Raw genomic sequence first — 12077 nt, forward strand, 5'->3', positions numbered from 1 at the left:
TCCGCGCGTGTCCGATTACGCTGCGCTAATCCGTCCTGCGTCGCCGCTCAGACTCAAATACCTGCGCACCGTGCTGACCACGCTGTCGGCGAAATCGTCGACATTGACTTTCGCGGCGCGGTACTTCCAGCGCTTCACGTACCAGTCCTGGAACAGGGCCAGGCAGTGTGCGGACAGCAAGGTGGGGTCGCCCTGCGGCTTCGGCTCGATTTGCGCGATGGTGGCGGCGATCAGCGTCTGTACGAACAATTCCGAATTTTTCGCCATGCTGCGCTGCTCCACCTGCAGCACGCGCGAATCCATGAAGACAAAATAAAACCACGGCTGCAGCACTTCAGATAGATAAATCGACGAGCGTATCATCGCCTCGAGCCGGTCCAGCGGCGACTTGACGTCGGCGAACAGCAGCGGCATGGCCTGCGTGGCGTGGCGCACGACGTCCTCGATCATCTCGGCCAGTTGGTCCTTGCTGGTGATGTAGCCATACAGCCCGCCCATCGACAGGCCCGTCTCGCGGCACAGGTCGCGCAAGCTCATGGCGCGGAAACCCACGTCATTGGCCAGGCGGAACGTGGCGCCGAAGATGCGTTCGAGATTTTCCAGTGCTGGCTTGCGGCGCTTGACGCCGATACGGCCCGCATGGCGGTCAAGAATATATTCCCAGATATTTTCGCCATTCAGAGGCGTCATCTGCTGAAACTGTTCAAAATTAAAATGGGTCGACAAGTGCATTCCCAAGTAACGGTTATGAGCGGTGTAAATACAGCGCCTGACAACGGCCCTGCAAGACGGCGGGACTGCGGATTTCGGGGCGATTATAGCTCAGGAAAACAACTATTTGACTTTTCAACTATGCAATGGGCGTATAAGCAACGAGCGAGGCGCACAGTTATTGCGCTGCATCATGCAATTCACATGCATTTTCAATCCAGCAATGCTACATTTCAAAAACCGAGCGCTCGCTATATTTAAGACATCGATAGAATGTGTGGCCGGCACGCGGTAATCGCTACAGCATCGACATTTCCACCATACTAAAATATCGGAGACAAAATGAAGAATCGCTTTTGGCAACTGCTGTCCACCCTGCTGCTTTCCCTCGCCATCCTGCCCGCGCGCGCCAACGCCGCCGGCTACACGCAAACGAAGTACCCGATCGTGCTGGTGCACGGCCTGTTCGGCTTCGACAAGCTGGGCCCCGTCGAATATTTTTATGGCATCCCCGACGCCCTGCGCAGCGGCGGCGCGCAAGTGTATGTGACCACCGTCTCGGCGGCCAACAGCACCGAAGTACGCGGCGAACAGCTGTTGTCGCAGGTGCGGCAAATCCTCGCCGCCACGGGCGCGGCCAAGGTCAACCTGATCGGCCATAGCCACGGCGGTCCCACGGCCCGCTATGTCGCTTCCGTGCGGCCCGACCTGGTGGCCTCCGTCACCAGCGTGGCCGGCGTCAACAAGGGATCGAAAGTGGCCGATATCCTCAGTGGCGCCATTCCCAATACCAGCGGCGCGCTGGGTAATGCGCTCGCCTCCCTGATCGGTATTTTGTCGGGCAACAAGGGCTTGCCGCAAAACGCGGGCGCCTCGCTGACGTCGCTGTCCACGGCCGGTTCGCTGGCCTTCAACAGCCGCCACCCGCAAGGCATCCCGACCAGCGCCTGCGGCGAAGGCGCCTACCAAGTGCAGGGCGTGCACTACTTTTCGTGGAGCGGCGCCCAGCCGTACACGAACGTGCTCGACGTGGGCGACCCGCTGCTGGCCGCCATCAGCCTGGCCTTCGGCGGCGCCAAGAACGATGGCCTCGTCAGCAGCTGCTCCAGCCACCTGGGCAAGGTGATACGCGACGACTACGCCATGAACCACCTCGATGAAGTCAACCAGTTCGTCGGCATCGTCAACCTGTTCGAGACCAGCCCCGTCACGGTCTTCCGCCAGCAGGCCAACCGCCTGCAAGGCCTGGGACTGTAAGGAGTAGCGCATGCACGCGAAATGGATCGTCGGCGGCGCGCTGGCCGCCCTGGCCCTGTACCTGGCATTGCGGCCGGGAGCGCCGCCCGCCCCGCCGCCGGAAAAGGCGGAACCGGACCTGTTCGCGTTCGTGCGCTCGATGGAAGGCACGCGGCCCGACGGCAACGTGACGGTGGCCGCCGGCGACAAGCTGGTGGTCGACGCGGAACTGGCCCACCTGTTCGACTACTACCTGGCGGGGCTGGGCGAAAAGCCGCTGGCCGCCATCCGCAGCCAGATCGAAGCGGAACTGGACCAGCGCCTGGCGCCCGTCCCCGCGCGCGAAGCCAAGCGCCTGCTGGGCGCCTGGCTGGCCTACAAGCAGGCCCTGGCCGGCGCGGAACAGGCATTGCCCGCGCAGGCCGATGCCGCCGCGGCGGCGCGCGCGCGGCTGCAGGCCATGCGCGCCTTGCGCGGCAACTACTTCACGGCCGAAGAAAGCGCGGGCCTGTTCGGCGCCAGCGATGCCCAGGACGACGATGCCGTGGCGCGCATGGCTGTCCTGAGCGATCCTTCGCTCGACGAAGCGCAGCGCCAGGCAAGACTGGCGGCGCTGGACCAGCAGCTGTCGCCGGCCCAGCGCGCCGCGCGCGACGCGCCGCTGCAGGTGGCGGCATTGGACGAATCGGTCAAGGCGCTGCGCGCCCGGGGCGGCGGCGAGAATGAAGTCTACCGCCTGCGCGCCAGCACCTTCACGCCGGCAGCGGCGGCGCGCCTGGCGGAGCTGGACCGCGAGGAATCGCAGTGGCAGCAGCGCATCATCGCCTACCAGGCGGCCAAGGCGCAACAGGCCGCCCTGCCCGGCGGCGCGCAGGATGCGGCGGCGCTGCAGCAGCTGCGCGACGCCAGTTTCACGCCGGAGGAACAGCGCCGCCTGGGCGCCTATGAATAAGCGGGCTTGAAGCAAGCCGGACTTGGTCAGGGGTTGGCGAATTCCATGGTCACGCCGGCCGCCGCGGCCGCCTCCAGCAAGGCGGGACGGTATTCTTCACCGCCGATATACGCCACCGTGGCGTCGAGCTGCTTGCCCTTCAGCTGCGCCAGCGCGCGCTCCAGCGTGGCGGCCGCCACTTGCTCGTTCTTGCTGCCCACAGCCAGCTGCTTCATGCCGGCGGACAGCGCGCCGATGATGTCTTGCGCCGCACTGGTCACGGTACCGCTTTTTAGCATGCCGACCATCATCTTGTTGGAAAAATATGAATCGGCGCTGGGCACGTAAATGAAATTGAATTGCTTGTCCGGCAATTGCGCCTGTAGCGCCGTCATCAATTGTTCGGGACTGCCTTTGTCGGCCGCCTGCGCGTGGCCGGCGATGGCGGCAGCCAGACACAGGGAAATGGTGAGGTGCTTAATGAAGGGCATGGCGATAACCTTGTGGGAGGCGCATGCTTGCCGCAAGCGCCGTAGTTAATAAAAACGGAAATGAAATTGATAATAATTCCGTAAATCAACATTGTAAATAGGCAAGTTAAACGAGCTGCGCGAGCAATTGCGCCGCCGCCTGCACGTCGGCGCTGCCCTGCCCCTGCTCGTAGCGCGCATGCACGGGCGCCAGCAGCGCCCGCGCTGCATGGCCGCGCCCCTGCGCGTGCAGCAAGGTCGCCAGGCTGGTGGCGCAGCGCAGTTCCCAGCCCGGCACGCCCTGTTCGCGGGCCAGCGCCAGCGCCTCCTCCAGCTGCGCCTCGACCTGCGCCAGGCCCGCATGATCGTCTTCGTCCAGGCCGCGCCACTGGCGGTGCGCGGCGCGGCGCAGCACTTCGGGCATGCTCCACGGCGCCAGGCCCGTGCGCGCGCGCCGCACCGCCTGCGCATCGGCGGCGGCATCGTGCAGGGTGGCCATGACATCGATCTGCATGGGCCAGCTGCGCACCGCGGGCCAGGAAAATTCGGCCATGCGCTCGCCCGCGTCGAGCAGCTGCTGGTAGCCGGCGCCCCAGGCGCTCCAGTACAGCAGACCGTAGCGGGCCGCGTGGTCGCGCAGCAGGCAGTTCCAGGCGCGCGCCAGGCCATGCTGGCCGCACCACAGGGCGACGGGGATGGCGCTGAAGGCCAGCGCCACGCACAGCGAAGCGCCATTGTGCTCAAAGCCCAGCATCACCGCTTCGCGCGCGATGTGCAGGGCTTCATCGGGCCGCCCCAGCAGCCACAGGCAGCGCGACAGGTTGCCGCGCAAGCACACCTGGTGATCGGCCAGCAAGGCATTGTTCAAGGTCAGCTGGCCGTCGCCGTCGGGATGCGCGAGCACCATGCGCGCCAGCGCCGCCGATTCCGCATGGCGGCCCTGCAAATGTTCGCCCGCCGAGCGCATGCGCGCCTGCACCAGCTGCATCGCCGTGCCGCCGCCGGCCTGGCACAGGTGCGCCAGCTGCGCCACGTAGAGGCCGGCACCCGTGAAATCGGCCAGCGCCATGCTGCAGATCCACATGCCGCAGATGGCTTCGGCGCGGCGTACCGTATCGGCCGACTGCATGGCCAGCACATAACCGTGGCGGAACGACAGCAGCATGGCGCCCGTCACGCCCTGCGTGTGCATCAGCAGATGGGCCAGCGAGGCATGCAGCTGCATTTCGCTGTCCGCGTCGACGATGGCATGCTGCGCCATCTGCTCCAGCGCCCGCTCCACGCGCACGCGGTATTCGTCCAGCAGCGACAGCTGGTAGAACAGGGTTTGCGCCGCCAGGGTCAGGGCGATGCCCAGCGCCGCGTCGGCCGCCTCGCCGAAGGCCCAGTCGATGGCGGCGCGCAAGTCGTCCACGTGGCGGCCATAGCAGGCGCTCCAGCTGGCGAACGACATGCGCTCCCAGTCGGCGGCGACCCTGCCGGCCAGCGCCAGGCAGTGGTGCGCGTGGCGCAGGAACACGGCGTCGCCGTGGCCGCTCGCCTGCAGCTGGGTGGCCGCGTAGGCGCGCGTCGTTTCCAGCAGCCGGTAATACACGTGCTCGCAGCAAAATTCGATGCTGACGAGGGACTTGGCGGCCAGGTCGGCCACCGTGTCGAACACGTCGCGGCCCGCCACGGCGGCGGCGGACTGCATGCGGAAGCGGCTGCGGAACACGCTGAGCACCTGCAGCACCTCGCGCTCCTCGGCGTCGAGCAAGCCATAGCTCCAGTCCAGCGTGGCGCGCAGCGTCTGGTGGCGCAGCGGCACGTTGCGCGGCCCGCGCGTGAGCAGGCGAAAACGGTCGTCCAGCTGGCGCCGCAATTCGTGGATGCCGAAGTGGCCGATGCGCCCGGCCGCCAGTTCCAGCGCCAGCGGGATGCCGTCGAGGCGGCGGCAGATCTCCGCCACCACGGGCACGTCGGCATCGCCCAGCACGAAGCTGTCGTCAACGGCCGCGCAGCGCTCGCAAAACAGCTGCACGGCGGCGAAATGCCGGGCCGCCTGCGCATCGGGCACGACGTCGGCCGGCGGCAGGCCCAGCGCGGGCAGCCGCTGCAGGTGTTCGCTGGTGATGCGCAGCGGTTCGCGGCTGGTGGCCAGCAGGTGCAGCAGCGGCGCGCCCTTGAGCAGCGCGTCGGCCAGCATGGCGGCCGCGCCGATCACGTGTTCGCAGTTATCCAGCACGATCAGCATGTGGCGCTGGCGCAGGTAGGCCAGCAAGGCGGGCATGGAATCGCCGGCCGGCACGGCCACGCCCAGCGCCGTGGCCAGCGCCAGCGGCACCAGGCGGCCTTCGCCCAGCGGCGCCAGGTCGACGAAGCAGACGCCGTCCGCATAGCGGCGCAGCACGCGCGTGGCCAGGGCCACGGCCACCGTGGTCTTGCCGATGCCGCCCGGGCCGACGATGCACAGCAAACGCAGTTGCAGCAGCTGGTTGGCCATCGCCTGCAGCGTTTCGCCGCGCCCGACCATGCGCGTCAGCAGCACGGGCAGATTGTGCTGCGGCTCGGCGCTGGGCGGGCCGGCCGCCACCGCCTGCCCCGTGTAGGACAGGGGCGCCAGGAAGCCGTAGCCGCGCCCGGGGATGGTGGTGATGTAGCGCTGGCCGTCGCGGCCATCGCCCAGCACCTTGCGCAGCGCGGCCAGGTGCACGCGCAAGGTGGCGTCGTCGACGACGGCGTGCGGCCAGACGATGGCCAGCAATTCATTCTTGTCGACGATCTCGCCGGCCCGCTCCAGCAGCGCCAGCAGCAAATCCATCGCGCGGCTCCCCAGGCGCAGCGCGCGCTCGCCGTCGAACAGCAGGCGCTCGAGCGGCAATAGGCGAAACGGGCCGAAAACAAAGGCCGGAATGGAGCTGTTCATAGTTGTTGCATGGGGAAAGGGTGAAAGCAAACGGCGCGCGGTGGCAGTATTCTACTGAGCATCCGCGCCGCGCCACATGGCGTCATGTAGGCGTCCTGTTACAGGGGCCGCTCACATGGCCAGCGCCAGCGCGGGACGGGCGCGCGCCAGCAGCGCGGCCACCGCCGCCGCCGGGGCCGGGCGGTGCAGGTAAAATCCCTGCACCTGCTGGCAGCCGAGGCGGCGCAGGCGCTCCAGCTGCTCGCCGCTTTCCACGCCTTCGGCCACCACCTGCAAGCCCAGGCCGCGCGCCAGGGCGATGGTCGAGGCCACGATCATGGCGTCATTGCGGTCGATGGCGATGTCGCGGATGAAGGAGCGGTCGATTTTCAGCGTATGGATCGGCAGCATCTTGATGTGGCTCAGTCCCGAATAGCCGGTGCCGTAATCGTCGAGCGAAATGGCCACGCCCAGCGCGCGCAGGCGCACCAGCACGTCCTTGGCCTGCGAGATATCGTCGATGAAGCAGCTTTCCGTCACTTCCAGCTCCAGCAGGCCCGGCGCCAGGCCGTGCATATCCAGGCAGCGCGTGACGGTGGCCAGCAGTTGCGGGTCGCGCAGCTGCCGCGCGGAAATATTGATCGCCACGGGCACCAGGTCCAGGCCGGCCAGGCGCCACTGCGCCAGCTGGCGGCAGGCGGCGGCGATGCTCCAGTTGCCCAGCGCCAGGATGGCCTGCGTTTCCTCGGCCAGGCCGATGAACTCATTCGGAAAGATCAGGCCATGCTGCGGATGGTCCCAGCGCAGCAGGGCTTCCAGGCCGACGACGTGGCGGCGCGCCGTGTCGAACTTGCCCTGGTAATGCAGGCAGAACTCGTCGTCGCGCATGGCCAGCTCGAAGCGCCCCTGCAATTCCAGGCTGCGCGCCGACGACAGGTTCAGCGCCATGTCATAGAAGCGGTAGCTGTCGTGCGCCGCCTTGGCGCCGTCCATGGCGCTGCCGGCGCCCGACAGCAAGGCGTCGACGCTTTGCCCGTCGCGCGGGTACAGCGCGATGCCGATGCTGGCCGTGGCCAGGATGGCGGCGCCGCCCGGGGGCGTAAAAGGCTGGCGCAGCGCATCGAGCAGCATGCCGGCGACGGCCGCCAGGCGCTCCTCGCTGGCCACCTCGCACAGCAGCAGCACGAATTCATCGCCGCCGAAACGCGCCAGCAGGTCGCCGTCGCGCAGCGCGTGGCGCAAACGCCGCGCCGCTTCCTGCAACAGGGCGTCGCCTGCCAGGTGGCCCAGGCGCTCGTTGACCTGCTTGAAACGGTCCATGTCGACCAGCAGCAGCGCATAGTGGTTGCGGCTGTGGCGCGCCTGCAGCAGCTTGCCGCCGGCGCTGTCGTAAAAGCGGCGCCGGTTGGCCACGCCCGTCAGCTCGTCGCAGGTGGCCAGCTGGTCGGCGCGGCGTCTCTCGCGCGCCAGCTGCAGGCTCAGGGTGATGTGCGCGCCTTCCGCCAGGCGCCACTGCGCGCGCAGCCGGCGCCGCGCGGCCCACACGACGGCGCCAGCCAGCGACAGCACGGCCAGCGACATCAGCGCCGCCTGCGCCACCAGGCGCCAGCGCAGGCCGTCGAGCTGCGCCAGCACGCGCTCGTGCTCCTGGCTGACGCGCACCTGCAAGCCGTGGCGCAGCAAGGTGCGCACCTCGAGCAGGCGCGCCGCCTCGTCCGCATGCCCCGCCCCACTGGCCGGCAAGCCGTCCTGCAGCGCCGCCAGTACGCCGCTGCCAGCGCCGGCGATCTCGATGCGGCCATGCGCCTTGCGGCTGATTTCTCGATAGGGGCGCAGGAAATACGCCAGGTCGGCCGGCAGCTCGGCCAGCGGCGCCAGGGCGTCGTCCAGCTGCGCCGCCAGGATCGAGGCGACGTCGCGGTTCTCGATGCGCGCGCGGTCCAGCGCCTGCCCGGCCTCGTCGTCGAGGCGCACGGCCGTGTAGCCCCAGATGCACAGCAGCAGGCAGGCGGCCAGCCCGGCGCACAGGCCCGTGCTGACGGCGTTACCCTGCCAGGCCGCGTCCAGCCAGCGCCGCGCCACAGGCCCGATACGCCGGCGCTTCCCGATGACAGGCGGCTCCACTCAGGCCACTACGCGGTCAGGCGCGGCGCGGCCGGCGCAGGACGCGCCAGGGTCGCCGGCGCCGGCTGCAGGCGGAACACGCTGACCACCTGCAGCAGGTTCGCCGCTTCGCCTTCGAGCGACTGCGAGGCCGCCGCCGCTTCTTCCACCAGCGCGGCATTCTGCTGCGTCACTTCGTCCATCTGCACCACGGCCTGGCTGATCTGGCCAATGCCCGTGCTTTGCTCGGCGCTGGCCGCCGTGATGTCGGCCACCATCCGGCTCACGCGCCCGACGGCCGCCACCACCTCCCGCATGGTGGCGCCGGCCTGCGCCACCAGCGCCGCGCCCGCGTCCACCTGTTGCGTGGAATTGGCGATCAGCGCGCGGATATCGCGCGCGGCGGCGGCGCTGCGCTGCGCCAGGCTGCGCACTTCGGTGGCGACGACGGCGAAGCCGCGTCCCTGTTCGCCCGCGCGCGCCGCTTCCACGGCCGCGTTCAAGGCCAGGATATTCGTCTGGAAGGCCAGCATGTCGATCACGCCGATGATGTCGGCGATCTGCGCCGACGAGGCGCTGATCGCTTGCATGGTGTGGATCACCTGTCCCACGGCCTGGCCGCCGTCGCCGGCGATCTTCGCCGCCTCGGTGGCCAGCGCGCTGGCGTGGCGCGCGTTGTCCGCGTTCTGCTGCACGGTGGAACTCAATTCCTCCATGGCGGACGCCGTCTGTTCGAGCGAGCTGGCTTGTTCTTCCGTGCGCGCCGACAGGTCGGCATTGCCGGCCGCGATCTGCGTCGAGGCGGTGGCGATGGTGTCCGTGCCGCTGCGCACGCGCTGCACGATGTCGAGCAGGTTGCCATTCATGACGGACAGCGCGTCGAGCAGCTTGCCCGTCTCGTCGCGGCCATGGCGGCCAAAGCGCGACGTCAGGTCGCCGGCGGCCACCGTCTGCGCCACGCCCAGCGCGTACTGCAGCGGCGCGACGATGCTGCGCGTGACGAGCCAGGCCGTCACCAGCGAAAAAACGACGGCCAGGGCGCCCAGCGCCAGCATCATGCCGCGCGCCGACAGGTATTCCGCGCGCACCTGCGCGCCCGCCTCTTCCATGCGGTCGTGCTGGTGCGCGATCAGGGTTTCCAGCGCCGTCATGTAGCGCAGCTGGTCATCGCGCACGCTGCCCAGCAAGAGGGTCGCCGCCTCGTCGCGCGCATCGGCGTCGAGCAGGGCCAGCACCTTGTCGCGGCCCTGGTTGAAGGCGGCGCGCGCCTGCGTCACGGCCGCCATCAGCGCCCGTCCCTGGTCCGACAGCACGATGCGTTCGAGCCGGGCCAGGCGCTGTTCCGTGTCCGCGCCCGCCCTGGCGATGCTTTCGCGCTCCTGCGCCAGCTGCTGCGGCTCCGTCATCAGCAGCAGGTTGCGCGACGAGCGGGCGATGACGTTGACATTCTTGATGATGTCATTGGCCAGCACGGTCTTCGGGTATTTATCCTCGATCACGTCGCGCATGCGCAGGTCCAGGCTGGCCAGGCGCAGCATGCCCAGCGCGGCAGTGCCCAGCAACATCAAGGTCAGCAAAGCAAAGGACCAGCGCAAGCGGGTCCCGATCTTCAAATTCGCCATCTTCATTCGCATCCTTCAGGGTGGTGCATCGGTCATCGCGCCGGGTCCGCGTGCAAGGCTGACGGCAATGGCTGGCGCCGCCAGCGGCCATGGAAGGCCGGGCGCAGCGGGCGGAGGGGTCAGCCTGGACAAGGCAGAGGCGGGGGCTTGGGGTGCTACGGCGGCAAGTGTGAGTTATCGCACAGGCAATGTCGCGTTAAGTTTTGCAAAGATTTGCTTAGATGGCAAAACAGCTATTTTAATAACACTGTTTTTTTAGTAAGTAGAAACCACAGCAAGGCGGGCGGGAGGCCACGTAAAAACGGCCGCTCAAGGCGGCCGCGGCAAGGGTGGCAAAGGCCGCCCTCTTCCCGTCACGTCATCAGAAGACTTCCCACTCGTCCTCGCGCGGTGCGCTCTTGCGCGCCGACGGCACGGCGCGCAGCACGGGCCGCGCCTTGACTGGCGCAGCAGGATGAGCGGGACGCGCAGGCGCCGCCCGGCGCGGCGCGCCAGCCGCCGCGCGCACCACTTGCGCGCCATCGAGCTTGAACACGCTGACCACGGCGGCCAGCTGGCCCGATTGCTCCTGCAAGGATTCGGCCGCGGCGGCCGCCTCTTCCACCAGGGCCGCATTCTGCTGCGTCACCTGGTCCATCTGGCCGATGGCCTGGTTGATCTGGTCGATGCCCGAGCTTTGCTCCTGCGTGGCCAGGCTGATTTCCGCCATGATGTCCGTCACGCGCTGCACGCTGGAAACGATTTCGGCCATCGTGCTGCCCGCCTCGGCCACCAGCTTGCTGCCTGCGTCCACGGCCACCACCGAGTCGCCGATCAGGGTCTTGATTTCCTTCGCCGCGGCGGCCGAGCGCTGCGCCAGATTGCGCACTTCCGTCGCCACGACGGCGAAGCCGCGTCCCTGCTCGCCCGCGCGCGCCGCTTCCACGGCCGCGTTCAGGGCCAGGATATTCGTCTGGAAGGCGATGCCGTCGATGACGGAAATGATGTCGACGATCTTGCGCGAGGAATCATTGATGGCATCCATGGTCTGCACCACCTTGCCCACCACTTCACCGCCCTTGACGGCCACGCCCGAGGCGCTCAGCGCCAGCTGATTGGCCTGCTGGGCATTGTCGGCATTCTGCCGCACGGTCGACGTCAGCTCTTCCATCGACGACGCCGTCTCTTCCAGCGAACTGGCTTGTTCTTCCGTGCGCGACGACAAATCCAGGTTGCCGCTGGCGATCTGCGACGACGCCGTGGCGATCGTCTCCGTGCCGCCGCGCACCTGGCCGACGATGTTCACCAGGCTGGTGTTCATGTCCTTCAGCGCCTGCAGCAGCTGGCCCGTTTCTTCCGTCGTGTGCACGTCGATCTGGCTGGTCAGGTCGCCCGAGGCCACCGTCTGCGCCACTTTCACGGCCGAATTGATCGGCTGCGTGATGGCCCGCGTGATATACGCGGCGCAGGCGATGCCGGCCGCCGACGCCAGCAGCGCCAGGATCAGCATCAGGCTTTCCGAGCGGATCACCGCCGCGCCGCCCGCCTTCACGCTGGCCTCGGCCACGCCGTTATTAAGCTTGATGATGTCGTTGAGCGTGGCTTCGGCCTTGCCGAACAGGCTGCGCGAATCCTGGTACTGCTTGTAGAAGGCCACGAACAGCTCCTTCTGGCGCTGCTCGTCGCGGTTGTCGGCCAGCTGGCGCAGGATGGCGCGCACCTTGTCGTCATCGACCTTCCAGGCCGACCACTCGCCCTGGAAGCGCTGCCACAGCACGGCTTCTTCGGGGGTTTGCGGCAGCGGCTCGTACAGCTTGCGGCCCGCCTCGATATTGCTCCAGGCGCGCGTGCGCAGCTGCAGCGCCTCGGCAAATTTATCCTGCGCCTGGTAATTGTTTTCATAGATGGCCGCCGTCAGGGTGGCGGCGGCGACGGCCGTCTGGCCTTCGTTTATCATCAGCAAGCCCTGAATCGACGGCAGGCGCACCACGCCGATTTCATTGACGGCGCTGCCGACGGTGGCGATGCCCGTGTAGCCGCTGATGCCGACCACCAGCAAGGCCAGCATCATCACGGCGACGAGCGTCGCCAGCTTCCATTTGATCAGTAAATTCTTAAACATGGCTAGGTCCCTTATAAAG

Annotated in this window: 8 protein-coding genes; 2 read left to right on the forward strand and 6 right to left on the reverse strand. The window is 67.6% G+C overall.

Annotated elements, in window-relative coordinates:
• Window positions 1-15: 15 nt before the first annotated feature.
• Window positions 16-690, reverse strand: coding sequence for a TetR/AcrR family transcriptional regulator (locus ACZ92H_RS05095; RefSeq protein ID WP_465048553.1), 675 nt, complete (start codon window positions 688-690; stop codon window positions 16-18).
• A gap of 363 nt (window positions 691-1053) precedes the next feature.
• On the opposite strand from ACZ92H_RS05095, the gene ACZ92H_RS05100 reads away from it, so the two are divergent.
• Together ACZ92H_RS05100 and ACZ92H_RS05105 are read left to right on the forward strand one after the other, a co-directional pair.
• Entirely contained in the window at window positions 1054-1968 is a 915-nt protein-coding gene (locus ACZ92H_RS05100; protein WP_465048554.1) for a lipase family alpha/beta hydrolase, read from the forward strand.
• A gap of 10 nt (window positions 1969-1978) precedes the next feature.
• Window positions 1979-2899 carry a lipase secretion chaperone gene (locus ACZ92H_RS05105; protein WP_465048555.1) on the forward strand — a complete coding sequence of 307 codons (921 nt, stop codon included), beginning with the start codon at window positions 1979-1981 and terminating at the stop codon, window positions 2897-2899.
• A 26-nt stretch (window positions 2900-2925) separates the two neighbouring features.
• Here ACZ92H_RS05105 and ACZ92H_RS05110 read toward each other — a convergent pair whose 3' ends face one another.
• The 5 genes from ACZ92H_RS05110 to ACZ92H_RS05130 form a co-directional block, all read right to left on the reverse strand.
• Window positions 2926-3369 carry a hypothetical protein gene (locus ACZ92H_RS05110; RefSeq protein WP_465048556.1) on the reverse strand — a complete coding sequence of 148 codons (444 nt, stop codon included), beginning with the start codon at window positions 3367-3369 and terminating at the stop codon, window positions 2926-2928.
• Window positions 3370-3475: 106 nt separating this feature from the next.
• Window positions 3476-6253, reverse strand: a complete 2778-nt coding sequence (locus tag ACZ92H_RS05115) for an ATP-binding protein (protein ID WP_465048557.1) — start codon at window positions 6251-6253, stop codon at window positions 3476-3478.
• 111 nt (window positions 6254-6364) lie between these two features.
• Window positions 6365-8314 (reverse strand): putative bifunctional diguanylate cyclase/phosphodiesterase, encoded by a 1950-nt coding sequence (locus ACZ92H_RS05120; protein WP_465048558.1) that lies wholly within the window; start codon window positions 8312-8314, stop codon window positions 6365-6367.
• Between the two features lie 50 nt (window positions 8315-8364).
• Window positions 8365-9963, reverse strand: coding sequence for a methyl-accepting chemotaxis protein (locus tag ACZ92H_RS05125; protein ID WP_465048559.1), 1599 nt, complete (start codon window positions 9961-9963; stop codon window positions 8365-8367).
• Between the two features lie 355 nt (window positions 9964-10318).
• Window positions 10319-12058, reverse strand: a complete 1740-nt coding sequence (locus ACZ92H_RS05130; protein WP_465048560.1) for a methyl-accepting chemotaxis protein — start codon at window positions 12056-12058, stop codon at window positions 10319-10321.
• Window positions 12059-12077 lie beyond the last annotated feature (19 nt).

Source organism: Janthinobacterium foliorum (assembly GCF_978021625.1).

Excerpts from the sequence above, each read along its gene's own strand:
- ACZ92H_RS05095 (WP_465048553.1), bottom strand. The coding sequence starts at position 690 with ATGACGCCTCTGAATGGCGAAAATATCTGGGAATATATTCTTGACCGC.
- ACZ92H_RS05100 (WP_465048554.1), top strand. The coding sequence starts at position 1,054 with ATGAAGAATCGCTTTTGGCAACTGCTGTCCACCCTGCTGCTTTCCCTC.
- ACZ92H_RS05105 (WP_465048555.1), top strand. The coding sequence starts at position 1,979 with ATGCACGCGAAATGGATCGTCGGCGGCGCGCTGGCCGCCCTGGCCCTG.
- ACZ92H_RS05110 (WP_465048556.1), bottom strand. The coding sequence starts at position 3,369 with ATGCCCTTCATTAAGCACCTCACCATTTCCCTGTGTCTGGCTGCCGCC.
- ACZ92H_RS05115 (WP_465048557.1), bottom strand. The coding sequence starts at position 6,253 with ATGAACAGCTCCATTCCGGCCTTTGTTTTCGGCCCGTTTCGCCTATTG.
- ACZ92H_RS05125 (WP_465048559.1), bottom strand. The coding sequence starts at position 9,963 with ATGAAGATGGCGAATTTGAAGATCGGGACCCGCTTGCGCTGGTCCTTT.
- ACZ92H_RS05130 (WP_465048560.1), bottom strand. The coding sequence starts at position 12,058 with ATGTTTAAGAATTTACTGATCAAATGGAAGCTGGCGACGCTCGTCGCC.